This window comes from Streptococcus sp. 45 (assembly GCF_900108865.1).
In the GTDB taxonomy this organism is placed as follows: Bacteria; Bacillota; Bacilli; order Lactobacillales; family Streptococcaceae; genus Streptococcus; species Streptococcus ruminicola.
Genome location: NZ_FNXZ01000001.1, coordinates 502,071 through 523,637, shown reverse-complemented (window position 1 = coordinate 523,637; position 21,567 = coordinate 502,071). Strand labels below are relative to the sequence as shown.

General features: G+C 37.8%; 25 protein-coding genes. 22 read left to right on the top strand and 3 right to left on the bottom strand.

Annotated elements, in window-relative coordinates; all coding sequences use genetic code 11:
• Positions 1-37: 37 nt before the first annotated feature.
• The 4 genes from glmU (at position 38) to BMX18_RS02505 (ending at position 3,253) form a co-directional block, all read left to right on the top strand.
• Positions 38-1,420 (top strand): bifunctional UDP-N-acetylglucosamine diphosphorylase/glucosamine-1-phosphate N-acetyltransferase GlmU, encoded by a 1,383-nt coding sequence (gene glmU, locus BMX18_RS02520; RefSeq protein WP_074602604.1) that lies wholly within the window; start codon positions 38-40, stop codon positions 1,418-1,420.
• A gap of 183 nt (positions 1,421-1,603) precedes the next feature.
• Positions 1,604-2,152, top strand: a complete 549-nt coding sequence (locus BMX18_RS02515) for an NUDIX hydrolase (RefSeq protein WP_093814936.1) — start codon at positions 1,604-1,606, stop codon at positions 2,150-2,152.
• 3 nt (positions 2,153-2,155) lie between these two features.
• Positions 2,156-2,491: a cell wall synthase accessory phosphoprotein MacP gene (gene macP / locus BMX18_RS02510; protein ID WP_093814934.1), complete on the top strand. Its 336-nt coding sequence runs from the start codon at positions 2,156-2,158 to the stop codon at positions 2,489-2,491.
• A 69-nt stretch (positions 2,492-2,560) separates the two neighbouring features.
• Positions 2,561-3,253, top strand: coding sequence for a 5'-methylthioadenosine/adenosylhomocysteine nucleosidase (locus tag BMX18_RS02505; protein ID WP_093814932.1), 693 nt, complete (start codon positions 2,561-2,563; stop codon positions 3,251-3,253).
• A gap of 47 nt (positions 3,254-3,300) precedes the next feature.
• Here the strand turns inward: BMX18_RS02505 and BMX18_RS02500 are convergent, their stop codons facing one another.
• Positions 3,301-3,951, bottom strand: coding sequence for a metal-dependent transcriptional regulator (locus BMX18_RS02500; RefSeq protein ID WP_074602596.1), 651 nt, complete (start codon positions 3,949-3,951; stop codon positions 3,301-3,303).
• A 134-nt stretch (positions 3,952-4,085) separates the two neighbouring features.
• A complete protein-coding gene (locus BMX18_RS02495; RefSeq protein ID WP_074602594.1) occupies positions 4,086-4,910 on the bottom strand; it encodes a peptidylprolyl isomerase in 825 nt (274 codons plus the stop codon).
• A 149-nt stretch (positions 4,911-5,059) separates the two neighbouring features.
• On the opposite strand from BMX18_RS02495, the gene BMX18_RS02490 reads away from it, so the two are divergent.
• On the top strand, positions 5,060-7,465 hold the full coding sequence (locus BMX18_RS02490; RefSeq protein ID WP_074602592.1) for a DNA translocase FtsK: 2,406 nt from the start codon (positions 5,060-5,062) through the stop codon (positions 7,463-7,465).
• A 34-nt stretch (positions 7,466-7,499) separates the two neighbouring features.
• Here the strand turns inward: BMX18_RS02490 and BMX18_RS02485 are convergent, their stop codons facing one another.
• Positions 7,500-7,853 carry a DUF3397 domain-containing protein gene (locus BMX18_RS02485; protein ID WP_074626342.1) on the bottom strand — a complete coding sequence of 118 codons (354 nt, stop codon included), beginning with the start codon at positions 7,851-7,853 and terminating at the stop codon, positions 7,500-7,502.
• A 301-nt stretch (positions 7,854-8,154) separates the two neighbouring features.
• On the opposite strand from BMX18_RS02485, the gene rplK reads away from it, so the two are divergent.
• The 17 genes from rplK (at position 8,155) to coaE (ending at position 21,489) form a co-directional block, all read left to right on the top strand.
• The gene (rplK, locus tag BMX18_RS02480) at positions 8,155-8,580 is read left to right on the top strand and encodes a 50S ribosomal protein L11 (protein WP_020917264.1); all 426 of its coding nucleotides are present in this window, start codon (positions 8,155-8,157) and stop codon (positions 8,578-8,580) included.
• Positions 8,581-8,735: 155 nt separating this feature from the next.
• On the top strand, positions 8,736-9,425 hold the full coding sequence (gene rplA / locus BMX18_RS02475) for a 50S ribosomal protein L1 (protein WP_004232886.1): 690 nt from the start codon (positions 8,736-8,738) through the stop codon (positions 9,423-9,425).
• Between the two features lie 207 nt (positions 9,426-9,632).
• Positions 9,633-10,370, top strand: a complete 738-nt coding sequence (pyrH, locus tag BMX18_RS02470; RefSeq protein WP_074560734.1) for a UMP kinase — start codon at positions 9,633-9,635, stop codon at positions 10,368-10,370.
• A 56-nt stretch (positions 10,371-10,426) separates the two neighbouring features.
• A complete protein-coding gene (gene frr / locus BMX18_RS02465) occupies positions 10,427-10,984 on the top strand; it encodes a ribosome recycling factor (protein WP_004232884.1) in 558 nt (185 codons plus the stop codon).
• Between the two features lie 58 nt (positions 10,985-11,042).
• The gene (locus tag BMX18_RS02460; RefSeq protein WP_074560733.1) at positions 11,043-11,909 is read left to right on the top strand and encodes a CvfB family protein; all 867 of its coding nucleotides are present in this window, start codon (positions 11,043-11,045) and stop codon (positions 11,907-11,909) included.
• 164 nt (positions 11,910-12,073) lie between these two features.
• Positions 12,074-12,583: a peptide-methionine (S)-S-oxide reductase MsrA gene (gene msrA / locus BMX18_RS02455; protein WP_039696483.1), complete on the top strand. Its 510-nt coding sequence runs from the start codon at positions 12,074-12,076 to the stop codon at positions 12,581-12,583.
• Positions 12,580-12,795 carry a YozE family protein gene (locus BMX18_RS02450; RefSeq protein ID WP_006532813.1) on the top strand — a complete coding sequence of 72 codons (216 nt, stop codon included), beginning with the start codon at positions 12,580-12,582 and terminating at the stop codon, positions 12,793-12,795. The genes msrA and BMX18_RS02450 overlap by 4 nt, the downstream gene beginning before the upstream one ends.
• 105 nt (positions 12,796-12,900) lie before the next feature.
• Complete coding sequence (locus BMX18_RS02445; RefSeq protein WP_093814930.1) at positions 12,901-13,965, top strand: PhoH family protein; 1,065 nt, start codon at positions 12,901-12,903, stop codon at positions 13,963-13,965.
• A 167-nt stretch (positions 13,966-14,132) separates the two neighbouring features.
• A complete protein-coding gene (locus BMX18_RS02440; protein WP_093814928.1) occupies positions 14,133-14,351 on the top strand; it encodes a hypothetical protein in 219 nt (72 codons plus the stop codon).
• A 172-nt stretch (positions 14,352-14,523) separates the two neighbouring features.
• Positions 14,524-14,739: a hypothetical protein gene (locus BMX18_RS02435; RefSeq protein WP_074564192.1), complete on the top strand. Its 216-nt coding sequence runs from the start codon at positions 14,524-14,526 to the stop codon at positions 14,737-14,739.
• Between the two features lie 57 nt (positions 14,740-14,796).
• Positions 14,797-15,342 carry a GNAT family N-acetyltransferase gene (locus BMX18_RS02430; RefSeq protein WP_093814926.1) on the top strand — a complete coding sequence of 182 codons (546 nt, stop codon included), beginning with the start codon at positions 14,797-14,799 and terminating at the stop codon, positions 15,340-15,342.
• 283 nt (positions 15,343-15,625) lie between these two features.
• On the top strand, positions 15,626-17,854 hold the full coding sequence (locus tag BMX18_RS02425) for a starch-binding protein (protein ID WP_093814924.1): 2,229 nt from the start codon (positions 15,626-15,628) through the stop codon (positions 17,852-17,854).
• Between the two features lie 189 nt (positions 17,855-18,043).
• Complete coding sequence (gene ybeY / locus BMX18_RS02420; protein ID WP_039696488.1) at positions 18,044-18,541, top strand: rRNA maturation RNase YbeY; 498 nt, start codon at positions 18,044-18,046, stop codon at positions 18,539-18,541.
• A complete protein-coding gene (locus BMX18_RS02415) occupies positions 18,522-18,932 on the top strand; it encodes a diacylglycerol kinase family protein (RefSeq protein WP_039696489.1) in 411 nt (136 codons plus the stop codon). The genes ybeY and BMX18_RS02415 overlap by 20 nt, the downstream gene beginning before the upstream one ends.
• A gap of 54 nt (positions 18,933-18,986) precedes the next feature.
• The gene (gene era, locus BMX18_RS02410; protein ID WP_074560727.1) at positions 18,987-19,883 is read left to right on the top strand and encodes a GTPase Era; all 897 of its coding nucleotides are present in this window, start codon (positions 18,987-18,989) and stop codon (positions 19,881-19,883) included.
• Positions 19,884-20,083: 200 nt separating this feature from the next.
• A complete protein-coding gene (gene mutM / locus BMX18_RS02405; RefSeq protein ID WP_093815154.1) occupies positions 20,084-20,905 on the top strand; it encodes a DNA-formamidopyrimidine glycosylase in 822 nt (273 codons plus the stop codon).
• The gene (gene coaE / locus BMX18_RS02400; protein WP_093815151.1) at positions 20,902-21,489 is read left to right on the top strand and encodes a dephospho-CoA kinase; all 588 of its coding nucleotides are present in this window, start codon (positions 20,902-20,904) and stop codon (positions 21,487-21,489) included. Before mutM ends, coaE begins: the two co-directional genes overlap by 4 nt.
• The last annotated feature ends 78 nt before the right edge of the window (positions 21,490-21,567 follow it).

Genomic DNA, 21,567 nt, shown 5'->3' with positions numbered 1-21,567 from the left:
TTGCAAATCTACTCTATTTTTTTAAGGAATTATAGTCATGTCAAATTACGCAATTATTTTAGCAGCTGGTAAAGGAACACGTATGAAATCTGACCTTCCTAAGGTCCTTCATAAAGTTTCTGGCATTACAATGTTAGAACACGTTTTCCGTGCCGTATCAGCTTTGAATCCAGAAAAAAATGTGACTGTTATTGGTCATAAAGCTGAAATGGTTCGTGAAGTTTTAGCTGGCAAATCAGAATTTGTCATGCAAACTGAACAACTTGGAACTGGTCATGCTGTCATGATGGCAGAAGATGAGTTGGCTGGTCTTGAAGGGCAAACACTTGTTATTGCAGGTGACACACCACTTATCACTGGTGAAAGCTTGAAAGAATTGATTGAGTTCCACGTTAGCCACAAAAACGTTGCGACTATCTTAACTGCAACAGCTGAAAATCCATTTGGTTACGGACGTATCATCCGCAACGAAAATGGTGAAGTGCTTAAAATCGTTGAACAAAAAGACGCTTCTGAATTTGAACGCCAAGTCAAAGAAATCAATACAGGAACTTACGTTTTTGATAACAAACGTTTGTTTGAAGCTCTTAAAAACATCAACACAAACAACGCTCAAGGTGAGTACTACTTGACAGATGTTATCTCAATTTTCCGTAACGCTGGTGAAAAAGTTGGTGCTTATGTTCTTCATGATTTTGATGAAAGTCTTGGTGTTAATGACCGCGTAGCACTTTCTACTGCAGAAGATATCATGCGTCGTCGCATCAATAAAAAACACATGGTTAACGGTGTTACTTTCCAAAATCCAGCAGCAACTTACATCGATGTTGACGTTGAAATTGCTCCAGATGTGATGATTGAAGCCAACGTTACCCTTAAAGGAAATACAAAAATTGGTGCAGGTTCTGTTTTGACAAATGGAACATACCTTGTTGATTCAACAATCGGTGAAAATGTGGTTATCACAAACTCTATGATTGAAAAATCAGTGGTTAAAGATGGTGTTACCATTGGTCCATTTGCTCACGTGCGTCCTGATTCAACACTTGAAGAAAAAGTTCACGTTGGTAACTTTGTTGAAGTGAAATCATCAACTGTTGGTAAAGGAACAAAAGCAGGTCACTTGACTTACATTGGAAATACAACAACTGGACACGATGTTAACTTCGGAGCTGGTACTATTATTGCTAACTACGACGGACAACACAAATTCAACACAACTATTGGAAATAATGTCTTTGTTGGAAGTAACTCAACAATCATTTCTCCAGTAACTTTGGGTGACAATGCTCTTACAGCAGCTGGTTCTACAATTTACCAAGATGTTGAAAAAGATGCTCTTGCCATTGGACGTGGTCGTCAAGTTAATAAAGCAGGTTATGCCCTTAACAAACCACACCACCCAAATAACAAAAAATAATCATTTTTGCTAAACTTTTTGGCATTTGAAAAGAGGATGACAAGCTCACCCTCTTTTTCTATTTTTTAGAAAAATTAAGTAGATTTCATGGATATTTCAGCAGTTTAAGCGTATTGGAATAGCAATTCTTGGGACTTTGTAGTAAAATTTAATGTGGAAATATTTTAAGGGAGATTGCTTAGTATGGATTTTGAAGAAAAAACGCTCAAGCGAACAGAGATTTTTGATGGGCATGTGATTAAAGTTGTTGTCGATGATGTTGAATTACCAAATAATCTAGGACAAGCCAAGCGTGAATTGATTTTTCACCGCGGAGCAGTTGCTGTTTTAGCTGTAACTGATGAGAATAAAATTATTTTGGTTAAACAATATCGTAAGGCTATTGAAAAAGTTTCTTATGAAATCCCTGCTGGTAAGCTCGAAATTGGTGAAAACGGCTCTGAGAAGGATGCCGCTGCGCGTGAATTAGAAGAGGAAACAGGATACTCTGGCGAGTTAAAACAAATTCATGAGTTTTACACTGCCATTGGTTTTTGCAATGAAAAAATTAAGCTTTATCAAGCAACTCATTTGCAAAAAGTGCCAAATCCACGACCACAAGATGATGATGAAGTTTTAGAAATTCTTGAATTAAGCTATCAAGAATGCATGGATTTGGTCAAATCTGGAGCAATCGAAGATGCTAAAACAATCATAGCCCTTCAATATTATGCTCTGCATTTTGGAGGATAAAAAATGGGTAGACCACTTTTAACAGACGAGATAATCGAACGTGCTAACCGTGGTGAAATCTTTTATGACGATAATTACTTAGAAGATGATGAAGAAACGAAGGTCATTCGAACAGACCAATATGATACCTTGACTAGCTATGATCCTTATGAGGATTATGAAGACTCTCGTGGTGTTTTGGACAAATGGAAAGACCGCAAAAAAGACGATCAGCATGTTTACAAAAGTCGTCGAATTGAAAATGCGAAACGCAGTAAATTTCAACGAAAACTTAACATGATTATGTTTATTGTTGTTATTTTATTGATTGCACTCTTTTTCGCAGTATTTAATCTATAAAAATTAGAAGGAGAAGCAAGGGGAATAACTCTGGAAAAAAACAGTTGGTATTGCTCTTGTATTTTTGAGATGAAAATTGGAATTATTGCCGCAATGGAAGAAGAATTAAAACTTCTTGTTGAAAATCTTGGTGACAAAACAGAACACGACATTTTGGGGAATACTTACTATGAAGGTAAGTTAGGAAACCATCAAGTTGTTCTTGTTCAATCAGGTATTGGTAAAGTTATGTCAGCTATGTCAGTTGCCATTCTTTCTGACCATTTTGGCGTTGATGCTGTGATTAATACTGGTTCAGCAGGTGCAGTAGCTCTTGGTTTGAAGATTGGTGACGTTGTTGTGGCTGATAAATTAGTTTACCACGACGTTGATGTGACAGCTTTTGGTTATGATTACGGTCAAATGGCTGCGCAACCACTTTATTTTGAATCAGACCAAAACTTTGTTAAAACATTTGAACAAGTGTTAACGGAAGCTAACATTGATAGCAAAATTGGTTTGATTGCGACAGGTGATTCATTTATTGCTGGGCAAGATAAAATCGATGCGATTAAAGCACGCTTCCCAGAAGTTCAAGCTGTTGAAATGGAAGGAGCTGCAATTGCGCAAGCTGCTCACAATTTGCACAAACCATTTATCGTTGTTCGTGCTATGTCAGATACAGCTGCACACGATGCCAACATTACATTTGATGAATTCATCTTGGAAGCTGGTAAACAATCAGCAAAAATCTTGATGACATTCCTTGCAAAATTAGCTTAAGTCAGAAAAAGCCTGGGGCAAGTGCCTCAGGCTTTTAATATGGAATTTTAGTCAACTTTTTGAACATAAATTTGTTCAGCGATTCGTTCAGGAATCACGAGTTGGCGTGATTGATAGGCAAGAGTATGTGTCTTAGCATAGTCATCAACTTTAACCAATTCAACAGTATCGTTAATTGATAAGCCGTGTTCTTCAAGGTAGTTTAACAAGTGAGCCTCATCGTGAGTACGGCTGATTTGATAAGTGCCAAGTTCTTCAATCTGGCTGAGTGTTTGGTTGTGAACTTCAATCAAGAGCTCGCCTTTTTTAGGAATTGTCCCACCGTGTGGGCAAAATTCAGGATAATTGAGTTTTTCTTCTAGGCGGTCAATGAAGATTGTAGAGACCGTGTGTTCAAGCACCTCAGCTTCTTGGTGGATTTCATCAGCATTGTAATGAAGGTGGTTAGCCAAAAAGACCTCGATGAGGCGGTGTTTTCGATAAAGTTGTGAGACTAATAATAAACCTTTTCTGGTCAGATAGTAGCCAACCTCTTTGTCTTTTACGATGAGCCCTTCGGCAATCATTTTTTTGACCATTTCGGTTACAGCTGGTGCTGAAACTTGCATTAAGGCAGCAATTCGTTTATTGGTTATCTTAGTTTTAGTTTCTCCTAGTTCATGGATACATTTTAGATAATCTTCTTTATTTGGTGTCATCTTATCTCGCTTTCTGTTCTTCTATTATAGCAAAAATCTTTTAACCGTGAGGTGGAAAGCTTGTTATTATAGGATTATTTTTGGAAAACAAGCAAAAAATCAAGGCAGGAAGTCCTAGCTTGATTTTTTAGGGATTATTTAAAGTTGTAATCTTTGACAATGTCAATCTTAGTGATGGTAATATCGCTGGTTGGTTTGTCATTGCTGTCAGTATCGACTTTAGCAATGCTGTCAACAACATCCATACCCTCGATAACTTGTCCAAATACGGTGTAGTTTTTATCAAGGCTTGGGTTACCACCTTTAGTATAAGCATCAATGATTGCTTTTGGATAGCTGTCGCTTGAGAGCTGACTAGATTGGTCAGCTGGATTTTGGTTAATGAAAAATTGACTACCATTGGTATCAGCGCCAGCATTTGCCATGGCTAGTGCACCGCGGATGTTATAGAGGTAAGGTGAGATTTCATTAGCAAAACCATTACCAGAATCGATTTTCTTGTCTTTACCTTTCCAGATAGACTCTCCTCCTGTGCCGTTTCCTTTAGGGTCACCAGACTGAATCATAAAATCAGAAATCACGCGGTGAAATAGAAGCCCATCGTAGTAGCCTTTCTTAGCATGAGTTAGGAAATTTTCCACGGCAAGTGGTGCGTATTTTGGAAAGAGTTTAATAGTAATGTCACCTTTAGAGGTATGCATGATGACTTCAGCTTCATTTTGAGCAACATCTGTTGATAATTGAGGAAAAGCAGACGCATCTGCCTGAAGAGCTTTTTTGATCTCTTTTTGGTATGCTTTTGATGATGATGCGCTGGCACTGGCTTGTGCGGCAGAAGAACTTGCTGCTGCTTTAGCATCGACATAATTATTTCCACGAATAGCTCGGGTCATGTTTTCACAACCAGATAAAGTAGCCAAGCAGGCGATTGTTAAACCAAGTGACAATAGTTTTTTCATGTTACCTCCTCATTGACAAATAGTTGTCATATCAGTAAATCCTTATGGTGACAAAGTGTCAATAAAATTATTGAAGTTATTTAGCTATTTCATTTTATCATAAATCTACGCTAATAACCTAAAAGCTTAAAAAATGCTATAATAAGGGTATGGCAAAATCAAAAAGTAGAAGAAAAGGTCGTAAAACACGGCGACCGACAAAAGCAGAAATAAAAAGACAAAAGGCACTGGAACGCTTTATTTTAGCAATTGTGACAGCGGTTATTTTTTTCTTTGCGATGGCTCGCTTGGGAATTTTTGGAATAACGGTTTACAATCTTGTGAGGCTAGCAGTAGGAAGCTTGGCTTACGTGTTGATGGTTGCAGTCCTACTCTATTTTCTTGGATTTAAGTGGTTTCATAAGCAGACTGGTCTGATTGGCGGTTTTGTGGTGACCATGATTGGGCTCTTGTTAGAATGGCATGCTTATCTTTTCTCGCTGGCAGCTTTTCGCAACAAGGAAATCTTCTCCACAACAGCTGGCTTGATTTTTAGTGATTTGGTCAAGTTCAAAGTCACTAAATTTGTTGGTGGCGGTATGCTTGGCGCTGTTTTATACAAACCCGTTGCTTTTCTTTTTTCAAATGTTGGCACATTTTTGATTGGGGGACTTTTCATTATTCTTGGACTATTTTTGATGAGTCCTTGGGAAGTTTATGACATGATTGATTTCTTCAAAGAAAAATCACAAGAGTGGTCTGCCAAACATGAAATCAGAAAGCAAAAACGCTTTGTCAAACGTGAGGAAAAACGTGCGCTTGCCGAGCAAAAACGTCAAGAAAAAGCTCAAAAAGCTGAAGAAGAACGTTTGGCTCAGTTAACGGTTGATCAAGAGACTGGTGAGATTTTAGATGGTCCAGATGACAACGAAGCATCGTTGTTTGACAATATTCCAGCTGAAAATGCTGCAGTTGAACCTGAAATTTTGGCTTATGAGCATGTGCCAGAAGGTTTGAAAGAAGCAGCTTCTGAAGAAAATCTTGAACCAGAAGTGACACCAGCTGAGCAAGAAATGCTTGATCAAGAAGATGATGGGGAACCATTAGAAGTTGATTTCACGGCTAAGGCAAATCTTCTTTACAAGCTTCCAACCATTGATTTATTTGCACCTGATAAACCAAAGAATCAGTCAAAAGAAAAAAACATTGTTCGCAGAAATATCAAAGTTCTAGAAGACACCTTTAATAGTTTTGGTATTGATGTCAAGGTTGAACGAGCTGAAATCGGTCCGTCAGTTACAAAATACGAAGTAAAACCAGCTGTTGGTGTGCGTGTCAACCGCATTTCAAACTTGGCTGACGATTTAGCGCTGGCTCTTGCAGCAAAAGACGTTCGTATTGAAGCGCCGATTCCAGGTAAGTCATTAGTTGGTATTGAGGTACCAAACTCAGAGATTGCTACAGTTACTTTCCGTGAACTTTGGGAGCAAGCAGATACAGATCCAAATAAACTTCTTGAAGTCCCACTTGGTAAGGCTGTTAATGGAACTGCTCGTACCTTTGACCTCGCTCGTATGCCTCACTTACTTGTGGCAGGTTCTACAGGTTCAGGTAAATCTGTTGCCGTCAACGGTATCATTGCAAGTATTTTGATGAAAGCTCGTCCAGACCAAGTCAAGTTTATGATGATTGACCCTAAAATGGTTGAGTTGTCTGTTTATAATGACATTCCACACCTATTGATTCCAGTAGTGACAAATCCACGAAAAGCAGCACGTGCGCTTCAAAAAGTGGTTGATGAGATGGAAAATCGTTATGAACTCTTTAGCCATTTTGGTGTGCGAAATATTGCTGGTTACAATGCCAAGGTTGAAGAATTTAACGCACAGTCAGAGCAAAAACAAATTCCATTGCCACTTATCGTGGTTATCGTAGATGAGTTGGCTGACTTGATGATGGTTGCCAGCAAAGAAGTGGAAGATGCGATTATCCGTTTGGGACAAAAAGCGCGTGCGGCTGGTATTCATATGATTCTTGCCACACAACGCCCATCAGTTGATGTCATCAGCGGTTTGATTAAGGCAAACGTGCCGTCGCGTGTTGCTTTTGCCGTATCATCTGGGACAGATAGTCGTACCATTTTGGATGAAAATGGTGCTGAAAAACTTCTCGGACGTGGAGATATGCTCTTTAAACCAATTGATGAAAACCACCCAGTCCGCTTGCAAGGTTCCTTTATCTCAGACGATGATGTCGAACGCATTGTTGGCTTTATTAAAAATCAAGCGGAAGCTGATTATGATGATAGCTTTGACCCAGGAGAAGTTTCTGAATCTGATTTGAAATCAGGTGGAGGCGGTGGCTCACAAGAAGGTGACCCACTCTTTGAAGATGCTAAAGCCTTGGTTCTTGAAACTCAAAAAGCTAGTGCTTCAATGTTACAACGTCGCTTGTCGGTCGGATTTAACCGTGCCACTCGCTTGATGGATGAATTAGAAGCAGCAGGAGTCATCGGACCAGCAGAAGGAACAAAACCTCGTAAAGTCCTAATGACCAAACCAACTCCAGAAGCATAATAAAAAAACGTTAGCCAAAAGGTTAACGTTTTTGTTATGCAAGTGTAAAAACTAAAATTAAAACAATAATGTAAAAAATAAATGTGACGATAAAACCTGAACGCCAGAAAAATTTACCAAAGCGACGGTAAGAAAATGAATGGTTTTTCTTTAAGAAAAATGCTGTTAAGGTAAGTGCCAGCAAAGATAAGCAGATTAAGTAGTAAAAGAAAACGCTACTATCTAAAAATTTACTAACGACCAGAGCAATCTCGAAAGCAAAAAGTGGAAAAGCAAGGTCAGTAAAAAGAATTCCAAAACGTTTTAAATTGAAAAAATTAACAAGAATATAAGCAAAAATAGGTGTTAAAAAGATAAAAGAAAAGGAAAATAATTTGTACATCATCATGTCTTATATTTTATACTGAAAGTTTGAAGAAGTAAATGATTAGAAGATTTTTCTTGAAAAATACTTTTAAATTTTTGATCAAGCTAGTAAAGGAAATTTAGCCGAATCAAAAAGTTGAAAGTGCTTGCTTTTAAAAACTAAGCTAAAACTTGTCAAATCAAGCATTTTTTAGGAAATATTTGATGCAAATTCCTTGCTTTTTCTCTAAATTAATGTATAATTGATGAGTATGCTATTGAGCATATCTGTGGGAGGTAAAAATCTTAATTACCGCCAAAACCACAACAGGAGGATTTTATAAATGGCTAAAAAAGTCGAAAAAGTTGTTAAACTTCAAATTCCTGCTGGTAAAGCTACACCAGCTCCACCGGTTGGACCAGCTCTTGGTCAAGCAGGTATCAACATCATGGGATTCACTAAAGAATTCAACGCTCGTACAGCTGATCAAGCTGGTATGATCATCCCAGTTGTTATCTCAGTATATGAAGACAAATCATTTGATTTCGTAACTAAAACACCACCAGCTTCAGTTCTTTTGAAAAAAGCTGCAGGTGTTGAAAAAGGTTCAGGAACACCTAACACAACTAAAGTTGCAACAGTTACTCGTGCACAAGTACAAGAAATTGCTGAAACTAAAATGCCAGACTTAAACGCTGCAAATGTTGAATCTGCAATGCGTATGATTGAAGGTACTGCTCGTTCTATGGGATTCACTGTTGTTGACTAATCAATAGCAACCCAATTAGTGGATTAATTGAGGTAAACACACTGTACCGTTGAGATTAATTCACGCTAGACCCGCAAGACTTCATCGTAATTTGATGAGTGACGTGGGAGATTTTAAATCAAATCGATATGACCACATTACAAGGAGAATTTTAAATGGCTAAAAAAAGCAAACAAATGCGTGCTGCACTTGAAAAAATCGACAGCACTAAAGCTTACAGCGTAGAAGAAGCTGTAGCTCTTGCAAAAGAAACTAACTTCGCAAAATTTGATGCATCTGTAGAAGTTGCATACAAACTTAACATTGACGTTCGTAAAGCAGACCAACAAATCCGTGGTGCAATGGTATTGCCAAACGGTACTGGTAAAACACAACGTGTTCTTGTATTCGCACGTGGTGCTAAAGCTGAAGAAGCTAAAGCTGCTGGTGCAGACTTCGTTGGTGAAGACGATCTTGTTGCTAAAATCAACGACGGTTGGCTTGACTTTGACGTAGTTATCGCTACACCAGACATGATGGCTATCGTTGGACGTCTTGGACGTGTCCTTGGACCTCGTAACCTTATGCCAAACCCTAAAACTGGTACAGTAACTATGGACGTTGCTAAAGCAGTTGAAGAATCTAAAGGTGGTAAAATCACTTACCGTGCTGACAAAGCAGGTAACGTACAAGCTATCATCGGTAAAGTATCATTCGACGCAGACAAATTGGTTGAAAACTTCAAAGCTATCCACGAAGTTATGGTTAAATCTAAACCAGCTACTGCTAAAGGTACTTACATGACTAACTTGTCAATCACTACTACACAAGGTGTAGGTATCAAAGTAGATCCAAGCTCATTCTAATTGATACATTAATGAAGAATCCGTTTCTTTGAAACGGATTTTTTTATGGGCTGTGTGATCTTTCTAATGAAATGAAAAGGGAAATGATTTATCTGTTTGAATCACATAGTTGATCTGTTTTTAATCTTTCAAAATTCAACGAATTTTGCTAGGTAAAATAGGTAAATTATGTTAAAATAATAAAGATAAAAAAAGGAGTAACTTGAAGTGGAACCTAAGTATAAACGTATTTTAATTAAATTATCTGGTGAAGCGTTAGCTGGTGAAAAAGGTGTCGGAATCGACATTGAAACTGTTAAAACTATCGCAAAAGAAATTGCTGAAGTACATAGTTCAGGTGTAGAAATTGCTTTGGTTATTGGTGGTGGAAACCTTTGGCGTGGTGAACCAGCTGCTGCAGCTGGTATGGACCGTGTTCAAGCTGACTACACAGGTATGCTTGGAACAGTTATGAACGCTCTTGTTATGGCTGATAGCCTTCAACAAAATGGTGTTGATACACGTGTTCAAACATCAATCCCAATGCAAAACGTTGCTGAACCATACATCCGTGGTCGTGCGCTTCGTCACCTTGAAAAAAATCGCATCGTGATTTTTGCTGCTGGTATCGGCTCACCTTACTTCTCAACTGATACAACAGCTGCTCTTCGTGCTGCTGAAATCGACGCTGAAGCTATCTTGATGGCTAAAAATGGTGTTGATGGTGTTTACAACGCCGATCCTAAGAAAGATGCTAATGCTGTCAAATTTGATGAATTGACACACGGTGAAGTGATTAAACGTGGTCTTAAAATCATGGACGCAACTGCATCAACACTTTCAATGGACAACGATATTGACTTGGTTGTCTTTAACATGAACCAAGCTGGTAATATTAAACGTGTTGTCTTTGGTGAAGCTATCGGTACAACCGTTTCAAATAAAGCTGAACACCACGACAAATAAATAATTGTCAGCTCTGCTATTTCCCAAAAAACAAGAAATGAGGACTAATACTATTTATGGCTAATGCTATTATCGAAAAAGCTAAAGAACGCTTTGAACAATCACACAGCTCATTAGCACGCGAATTTGCTTCAATTCGTGCTGGTCGTGCAAATGCATCTCTTTTGGACCGTATCCAAGTTGAATACTATGGTGCAATGACACCACTTAACCAATTGGCTTCTATCACAGTTCCAGAAGCACGTGTTCTTTTGATCTCTCCATTTGATAAATCATCATTGAAAGATATCGAACACGCAATCAACGCTTCAGATCTTGGTATCAACCCTGCAAACGACGGTTCAGTAATCCGCTTGGTTATTCCTGCCCTTACAGAAGAAACTCGTAAAGCACTTGCTAAAGACGTTAAAAAAGTCGGTGAAAATGCTAAAGTTGCTATCCGTAACATCCGTCGTGATGCTATGGACGAAGCTAAAAAACAAGAAAAAGCTAAAGAAATCACTGAAGACGAATTGAAAGTTCTTGAAAAAGATATTCAAAAAGCAACTGATGAAGCTGTTAAACATATCGACACTATGACAGCAAACAAAGAAAAAGAATTGCTTGAAGTCTAATCAGTAAGAAAAAGGTTAGGGGGTGGACTTTCCACTCCCTTTTATAAAGGAAGAATAAATGAATAATTTACTTGCCACTGTCATCACAGGACTTGTGATTGACGAAAATGCGAAAGCGTATTTTGTACAAAAAGATGGCGTGACTTTTATGTTAGACAAGGCTGAAGGTGAACATAAGATTGGTGATATGGTCAAAGGATTTGTCTACACTGATATGCACCAAAAAGCTCGTATGACAACAGCGGAAGTTGCCACAACTCGTACTAGCTACGGTTGGGGTGTTGTCACAGAAGTTCGCCGCGATTTGGGTGTCTTTTTGGATACAGGTCTTGCTGACAAACAATTTGTTGTGTCACTTGATGTCTTGCCTGATATGAAAGAACTTTGGCCTAAAAAAGGTGATAAACTTTATGTTCACCTTGACGTGGATAAAAAAGACCGTATCTGGGCAATTCCAGCGCAACCTGAAGTTTTCCAAAAAATGGCTGGACCAGCTTACAATAACATGCAAAATGAAAAATTGCGTGCTATTGTTTACCGTTTGAAATTATCTGGAACATTTGTTTACTTACCAGATAACAACATGCTTGGTTTTATTCACCCAAGTGAGCGCTACGCAGAACCACGCCTTGGTGAAGAAGTAACTGCACGTGTTATTGGTTTTCGCGAAGTTGATCGTACCCTTAACTTGTCATTAAAACCACGTTCATTTGAAATGCTTGAAAATGATTCACAAATGATTTTAACTTATTTGCAATCAAATGGTGGCTTTATGACACTAAACGATAAATCATCTCCAGCAGATATCAAAGCAACATTTGGTATTTCTAAAGGTCAATTTAAAAAAGCACTTGGTGGCTTGATGAAAGCACGCAAAGTGAAACAAGACCAATTCGGTACAGAATTAATCGAAAACGAGGATTAAATATAAAAAGATTACAGTGATGCCTTAAGCGTGCTGTGGTCTTTTTTTAAAGTTAAAATTGAAGTTTTTTTGATTTTTAGTCACGTGAAAAAAGTATTCACTGGACAACTCGATTTTTGATTTTTTTGATATAATAGACTCACTAGATTTTTGGAGGTTATAGAATGGAACGTGCGATTTTTGCGGGTGGTTGTTTCTGGTGCATGGTGCAACCATTTGAAGAACAAGATGGTATTTTATCAGTTCGTTCTGGATATACTGGTGGGCATGTGGAAAATCCGACTTATGAGCAAGTTAAGGCTCATGAGACTGGACATACTGAAGCGGTTGAGATTATTTTTGATGAAGAAAAAATCTCTTATGGAGATTTGGTAGAGATTTATTGGGCACAGACTGATCCAACAGATGCTTTTGGGCAATTTGAAGATCGTGGTGACAATTATCGTCCTGTTATTTTTTACAGTGATGACCGTCAAAAAGAAATTGCTGAAGCTTCAAAAGCAGCATTGCAAGCCTCAGGTCGATTTAAAGATCCGATTGTCACAGCTATTGAACCCGTTCAACCATTTTATGTGGCAGAAGATTATCACCAAGGTTTTTACAAGAAAAATCCTGAACACTACGCTGAAAGTAGCGCTATCAGACATGCATTTTTGGAGGAAAATTGGAAATGAGAAAGTCATTTTACACTTGGTTAATGACGCAACGTAACCCAAAAAGTCATGAACCTGTAGCGATTTTAGCTGACCTTGTTTTTGAGGATACCACTTTTCCAAAGCACACTGATGATTTTGAAACCATTAGTCGTTATCTAGAAGATGAGGCTAGCTTTGCTTTTAATCTCAGTGAATTTGATAAAATTTGGGAAGATTATTTGGCACATTAAGGTAAGCTAACTTTAAATCAAAAAGGAAATCACGGTAAGTCGTGATTTTTTGTTTTAAATAAGCTATAATAGGCTTATCAAACACAAAAGAAAGAGGGACTCTATTTGCAAGAGCATTCTGTTGAAATTACCTTAAGTCATCCTGATGATGTGCTAGCGCTATTTGGCTCAAATGAACGTCATTTGAAATTAATCGAAGAAAATCTAGGGGTTATCATTCATGCCCGTACAGAGCGAGTGCAGATTTTAGGAGATGATAAAGAAAGTGTCGAATTAGCGCGTGTGACCATTCAAGCTTTGTTAGTATTGGTTTCTCGTGGCATGTTGGTCAATACATCTGACGTTGTAACGGCTCTTTCAATGGCACAAAATGGCTCTATTGACAAATTTGTTGCCCTTTATGAAGAAGAAATCATCAAAGATAATTCTGGAAAACCGATTCGTGTTAAAACGCTGGGGCAAAAAGTTTATGCGGATAGTGTTAAATCACACGATGTGGTCTTTGGGATTGGTCCTGCAGGTACTGGTAAGACTTTCTTAGCGGTGACTTTGGCGGTGACGGCTTTAAAACGTGGTCAAGTTAAGCGAATTATTTTGACACGTCCAGCAGTTGAAGCAGGTGAAAGTCTTGGATTTTTGCCAGGTGATTTAAAAGAAAAAGTTGATCCATACCTTCGTCCTGTTTATGATGCTCTTTATCAAATTTTAGGAAAAGAGCAAACGACACGTTTGATGGAGCGCGACATTATTGAAATTGCTCCACTTGCTTATATGCGTGGTCGAACACTTGATGACGCTTTTGTGATTCTTGATGAAGCACAAAATACAACCATCATGCAAATGAAGATGTTTTTGACACGTCTTGGTTTTAATTCTAAGATGATTATCAACGGTGATACTAGCCAGATTGATTTGCCTAAGAAAGTCAAATCTGGTTTGATTGACGCAACGGAAAAACTAAAACACATCAAGCAAATTGATTTTGTTCATTTCTCAGCGAGCGATGTGGTTCGCCACCCTGTGGTTGCTGAAATTATCAATGCTTATGAAAAAGACGCCGAGCGCAAAAATGCTCACCATCAGAAAGAAATTATCGATAGCACAAGTGCCTCAGGTTTTGCTAGCTATGAAACTATTGGTCAGCCAGCTAGCACCAAAGAAGAAAAATAATTTTTTCAGTCACACAAAGGTGTGGCTTTTTTTGATTTAAAAAATGATTTTCATATTTGCGAATTCTTAATTAGGCTAGTTTTCTAGTGTAAAATAAGGTATACTGAAATTTTTCAAGATATTTTCAGAGATAGAAATAAGTTAAAGCACATCAAAGGAGAAGTTTTATGGATAATCGTGAATTGCTTGAGAATTTGTCAGAAATGAGTAGCCAACTGTCGAAACAAGCTGAAGAATTGAATCAAAAGTTTAAGCTGATTGACCAGTATTCTTCATTCAATCAGGAAAATAGTTCAGAATTTTTCGCTACCTTTGGGGAAGAAGCTAAAGATTTAGCTTGTGAATTTCAAACTTTGTTGTCTTACATGACTCCTAAGAAAATTTAGTCAAAATTGATAGGATTCTAGGATTTTTTGGACAGAAATGCCAGATTATCTAAAAAAACTAGTAAAATTCTCTTTTTTAGGTAAAATAAATATAGACATTGTACCTGGAAGTTTCAAAAAATTTCCAGAAAAGTACAAGTCTTATCTGAAAAAATTTATCAGGAGGAGATTTATGTGTGATCGTGCGTCACTTGAAAAGTTGACTAAGATGAGCGAAATGCTCAATAGTCAAGCTGAAAGACTAGAAGGTGATTTGAAGGCTTTGGATTCTGAAATTGAAGCTGATGTTTTAAAAAATCTAGGAGATCAAGCTAAACATTTGGCTAGTGATTTTCAAGATTTGATAACTCATATTGATGAAGAGATGGTGAGTCCAAAAGAAAAGTAAGATAACTAAGTTGACCTGTTTTAGGTCGCTTTTTTAATAGAGTTTGAGGAAGAAAAGATGCTAGAAGAACAATTAAAAGAACATAGCGTACTTGAGACAGAGCGATTGTTACTTCGTCCAGTGACAATGGCAGATGCCATGGCTATGTTTGCCTATACGTCAGATGTCGAAAATACCAAATGGGATTTTCCAGCCAACCAGTCTATCGAAGAGACCGAAAAAGTGATTGAAAATATTTATCTCAAAACACCTCTTGGGCGATATGGCATTGTCTTAAAAGAGACTTCAGAGTTCATTGGGACCATTGATTTGATGAACTGGTCAGATGGAAAAGAAGCGGAAATTGGTTATATTATCAATAAAAAGTTTTGGGGACATGGTTTAGCCACAGAAGCGAGCGCTAAAATTTTGGAACTGTGCTTTAAGGTTTTAGAATTTGAGAAAGTACATGCCTTTTGTGCCCTTGAGAATCCAGCTTCTGCTCGTGTTTTGACAAAACTCGGAATGACAGAAATTGAACGTCTCCCAAATGATAAAAAATGTCCTGGTGGCTGGGGCACTAGTCAGCATTTTTGTGTAACGAAGGTAAACTATTTAAAATAAAAGGTTTCACAAGAAATTTGTCAGTTTTTTGATTAAATTATCAAAAAATTGACATTTTTTGGTTGCGCTTCCAAAAAAATATGCTATAATATAGACAAATATGCAACCGATTGCAATAAAAGTTGGAGGAATGCCTATAAGAAAATGATGTGCTAATTATTCTTTCTAGACACGCAGGTATATGTCGGTGATTGGACAGGTTTCACGCATAATACTGCTTTATTTTTTAGTTATCTTTGAAAGCGGTTGCGTATTTTTAACTTATCTTTATAGGAGATTATTTATGTCACTTCGTAATAAAGTAAATATGAAAAAGAAAATGAAAAAAGGTTTAGGCTCTCTTTTAGTTTTGACAGCGGTTAGCGCTGGAATTTTTGCACAAGCTAATGCTGTTAAGGCTGATGAACAAGTCTCAATGAAAGAAGGAACAGTGCTTCACGCATGGTGCTGGTCTTTCAATACTATTAAAGATAATATGCAAGCCATTAAGGACGCTGGTTATACTAGTGTTCAAACATCGCCAATTAACCAAGTTGTTGTTGGAAATGGTGGTAATAAGAGCTTGAAAAATTGGTACTATCAATATCAACCAACATTGCATACTATTGGTAACTACCAATTAGGTACTGAAGAAGAATTTAAAGAAATGAACCGTGTGGCTGATCAATATGGTATTAAAATTATTGTTGATGCTGTTCTTAACCACACAACATCTGATTACAATCAAATCAGCCCAGAAATCAAAAAAATTCCAAATTGGACACATGGTAACAAAGAAATTAAAAACTGGAATGACCGTTATGATGTGACACAAAATGCTCTTCTAGGTTTGTATGATTTGAATACTCAAAATCCACAAATTCAACAATATCTTTTGAATTTCTTGAAAACAGCAGTTGCTGACGGTGCTGATGGTTTCCGTTATGATACTGCTAAACATATTGAGTTACCAGGCGAATATGGTAGTAATTTCTGGAATGTTATTTTGAATAATGGATCTGAATTCCAATATGGTGAAGTTCTTCAAGATAGCATTTCTCACGAAGCAGATTACTCTAAATTGATGAGTGTTACAGCTTCTAATTACGGTAATCAAATCCGTAATGACTTGAAAGATAAACGTGCTGCTGCTGGTAACTTGATGAATTATCAAGCGCAAGGTGTTGATCCATCTAATCTTGTTACATGGGTTGAATCTCATGATACTTATGCTAATGATGACCAAGTATCAACTTGGATGAGTGATGATGATATTCGTCTTGGTTGGTCAATGATCACAGCGCGTGCTAAAGGTACACCATTGTTCTTCTCACGTCCAGTAGGTGGTGGTAATGGTACACGCTTCCCAGGTCAATCACAAATTGGTGATGCTGGTAGTGATCTTTACAAAGACCCAACAGTTAAGGCTGTTAACAAATTCCACAATGCTATGGTTGGCGAATCAGAATACATTCGCAACCCTAATGGCGATGAACAAGTGGCTATGATTGAACGTGGTAATAAAGGTGCTGTTATTGTTAACCTTGGTAATGGCGACAAACAATTGAATTCAGATACAAAATTGGCAGATGGTACTTATACAGACCAAGTTTCTGGACGTCAATTTAACGTTTCAAATGGTCATATCACTGGTAATGTGTCATCTCGCTCATCAGTTGTTTTGTATGATGCAAAACCTGATACTACTGCACAAGTTTCAATCGATGGTTACAAAGAAGGTGACAACAGCATTTCTGCTGCAACAGAAGTAACGTTGAAAGCTAAAAATGCTGAGTCTGCTACTTACAAACTTGACAATGGTCAAGAAGTAGCTTTCCAAGATGGTGATAAAATCACTGTTGGTGAAGGGCTTGAAGCAGGACAATCAACAAGTGTTACATTGACTGCAACAGGTGCTGATGGTCAAGCAACAACTAAAACGTATACTTTCACAATGAAAGATCCTAGCGCTGAAACAAGCATTTACTTCCAAAATCCAGATAACTGGTCAGAAGTATATGCTTACATGTATTCAGCAAAAGATACTAAACTTCTTGGCGCATGGCCTGGAACTAAGATGACAAAAGACTCAACAGGTCGCTACACTATCTCAGTTCCTGCGTCATATGCTGAAGAAGGTGTGAAAGTCATCTTTACAAACAACCAAGGTTCTCAATTCCCTCAAAAAGAAGGATTTGATTTCAAAGCTGAAGGTGTTTATTCTAAAGCTGGCTTAGTTCCAGATGTTCCTGCTGGTAAAACACGTGTAACATTTGATAACCCTGGCGGTTGGGATAATGCCAATGCTTATGTTTACTACGGTAACCCAGTTCAATACCCTCTTGGTGCATGGCCTGGAACACAAATGACAAAAGATGATGCTGGTAACTTCTACCTTGATCTCCCAGAAGAATACGCTACTGTAAACGCCAAAATCATCTTCAACCAACCAGGTACTAGCAACCAATTCCCTTACAGTGTCGGATTCGATCTTGTGAAATCTGGTAACTACAATAAAGATGGTCTAAAATAGTCGGTCATTAACTAACTTTTTAACACAATTCTGACTCCTTTTCCCAGAAAGAAGTAGCTTTCCTCAGGCTACTTCTTTTTTTATGATTAAATGGCATGTCTAAAAAAGTTTCTTAGTGCCTAAAATGGCGCTGTTATCCTTAATATGGTATAATATCCTTGATATAATTAGTTTTGAAAGAAGATAGATATGTACGTTGAAATGATAGATGAAACTGGTCAAGTTTCAGAAGAAATTAAAAATCAAACTTTAGATTTATTACAATTTGCTGCTGAAAAGACTGGTAAAGAAAATAAAGAAATGGCAGTGACTTTTGTGACTAATGAGCGCAGCCATGAATTGAACTTAGAATACCGTGACACAGACCGTCCAACGGATGTTATCAGCTTAGAGTACAAACCAGAGTCAGATTTGACTTTCTCAGAAGAAGATTTAGCTGAAAATCCAGAGCTAGCTGAAATGCTCGATGAATTCGATGCTTATATCGGTGAGCTCTTTATCTCTGTTGATAAAGCGCGTGAACAAGCAGAAGAGTACGGTCATTCTTTTGAACGTGAAATGGGATTCTTAGCGGTGCATGGTTTCCTACACATCAATGGCTACGACCATTATACCCCTGAAGAAGAAAAAGAAATGTTTACTTTACAGGAAGAAATTTTAACTGCCTATGGACTTAAGAGACAATAATTCCCCTAAAAAGTGGAAAAATCGCACCTTGGTATCTAGTATGGAATTTGCCATCACTGGAATAGTTACAGCCTTCAAGGAAGAAAGAAATATGCGTAAACACATGGTGTCAGCTATTTTAGCAACTGCAGCAGGAGCTGTTTTTCGTATATCTGCGATTGAATGGTTATTCTTATTTTTAGCCATCTTTTTAGTCATCACTTTAGAAATGGTTAATTCTGCTCTTGAAAATGTGGTTGACTTGGCTAGTGATTATCATTTTTCAATGCTAGCAAAAAATGCCAAGGATATGGCAGCAGGAGCGGTATTGGTGGTATCAACTTATGCCGTGATTACAGGATTGATTATTTTTGTACCGAAAATTATTGCCTTGATTTTTGGCAATCGATAAAAATATTTTGCAAATAATGAAAGGAGTAGGGACGTTTAACGTCCTTTATATCTTATGTTTAAATCAGGTTTTGTAGCGATTTTAGGTCGCCCAAATGTTGGGAAATCGACATTCTTGAACCACGTTATGGGGCAAAAAATTGCTATCATGAGCGACAAAGCTCAAACAACTCGTAACAAAATCATGGGTATCTATACAACAGATACCGAACAAATCGTCTTTATCGACACACCAGGAATTCACAAACCCAAAACAGCACTTGGTGATTTCATGGTTGAGTCAGCATACAGCACACTTCGTGAAGTTGAGACAGTTCTTTTCATGGTCCCAGCTGACGAAAAACGTGGTAAAGGTGACGACATGATTATCGAACGCTTGAAAGCAGCTAACATTCCAGTTATTTTGGTTATCAATAAAATCGATAAAGTGCACCCAGACCAACTTTTGGAACAAATTGATGATTTCCGTAGCCAAATGGATTTCAAAGAAATTGTGCCAATTTCAGCCCTTCAAGGAAATAACGTTGAAACACTTCTTAATATCTTGAAAGATAACTTGGAAGAAGGTTTCCAATATTTCCCTGAAGACCAAATCACTGACCACCCAGAACGTTTCTTGGTATCAGAAATGATTCGTGAAAAAATCTTGAAGTTGACAGAACAAGAAGTGCCTCACTCTGTTGCAGTTATCGTTGATTCAATGAAACGTGATCCAGAGACAGACAAGGTTCACATTCGTGCAACAATCATGGTTGAACGTGACAGCCAAAAAGGTATTATCATCGGTAAAAAAGGCGCTATGCTTAAGAAAATTGGTAAAATGGCTCGCCGTGATATTGAAATCATGCTTGGTGACAAGGTTTACCTTGAAACTTGGGTTAAAGTTAAGAAAAACTGGCGTGATAAAAAACTTGATCTCGCTGACTTTGGTTACAACGAGAAAGAATATTAATAGGTCATTTAATTAGGAGGTGTTTGTTGATGAGCACCTCCTCTTTTCAAATAATATTTAGAAAGGAGCGCCAAGCGGTTGGTTGACTAGAACCCGCCTACGACTCTTTGAAAAAAGATAAATGGTGACTAGGTGTTTATCACCGTCGTCCCATTTCCTATTTTTCTTTGAGTCGCTTAACGGCTTGGTATCGTATTATTATGCCGGAATTACCTGAGGTTGAGACTGTTCGTCGTGGTCTTGAGCGTTTGATTATTGGGCGAAAAATTGTATCGGTTGATGTTCGTGTACCGAAAATGGTTAAAACGGATTTAAGTGCTTTTGAGTTTGATTTACTTGGTCAAACATTTCAGTCGATTGGTAGACGTGGGAAATATTTGTTGTTGAATTTAGATGATCAAGTAATTATTTCTCATCTGAGAATGGAAGGAAAATATCTGCTGTTTGAGGATCACGTTCCAGAAAACAAACATTTTCATATCTTTTTTGGTTTGGACAATGGGTCGACTTTGGTTTATCAAGATGTCCGAAAATTTGGCACGATGGAGTTAATGGCTAAAAGTCAGGTTGCAGCTTATTTTCAAAAAAGAAAATTAGGTCCTGAGCCAACCAAGGAAGACTTTGATGTGGTAGAATTTGCTAGAAAATTGTCTGCTTCAAAAAAACTCATAAAGCCTTATCTTTTAGACCAGACTTTGGTGGCTGGTCTTGGAAATATCTACGTGGATGAGGTTCTCTGGGCAGCTAAAATTCATCCTGAACGTCAAGCATTGACTCTTCAAAAAGCAGAAGTTGACTTGCTTCATGATGAGATTATTCGTATTTTACAACTTGGCATTGAAAAAGGCGGTTCAACTATCAGAACTTACCAAAATGCGCTTGGTGAAAATGGCAGCATGCAAGACTACTTGCAAGTTTATGGAAAAACGGATGAACCCTGCCCATGCTGCGCCACGCCAATTGAAAAAATAAAAGTAGGAGGTCGCGGGACGCATCTTTGTCCTGCTTGTCAAAAACGATGACGAAAATAATTGGAATAACAGGAGGTATTGCTTCTGGTAAGTCAACCGTTGTTGCTGAAATCAGAAAGCATGGTTATCAAGTGATTGATGCTGACCAGGTGGTTCACGAACTTCAGGCTAAAGGTGGAAAACTTTATCAAGCCCTTTGCAACTGGCTTGGTACTGACATTCTTCAAGAAAATGGTGAACTCGATCGTAAAAAATTAGGTCAGTTGATTTTTTCAAGCAAAGATATGCTAGAAAAGTCGTCGCGTCTGCAAAATGGTATCATCCGAGAGGAATTAGCTAGAAGACGAGATGAGCTTGCGAAAACTCAAAAAGTCTTTTTCATGGATATTCCGCTTTTGATTGAACATGATTACATGGATTGGTTTGATGATATTTGGTTGGTTCATCTTGATGAGAAAACACAACTGGAACGTCTGGTGCTGCGCAATCATTTTTCAAAAGAAGAAGCTAAGAAGCGTATAGCTAGCCAAATGTCGACGGAAGCTAAAAAGCCTTTTGCTGACAAATTGCTGGATAACAGTGGTGACCTTTCTGAATTAAAAGCACAAATTGCTCAGCTTTTACAAGAATTATAGGCGATGATTGATTAGAAAATCGTCTGCTTTTCTGTATATTTTTCAGGAAAACGTTTTGCGTAGCAAGTTTTTAGTAAT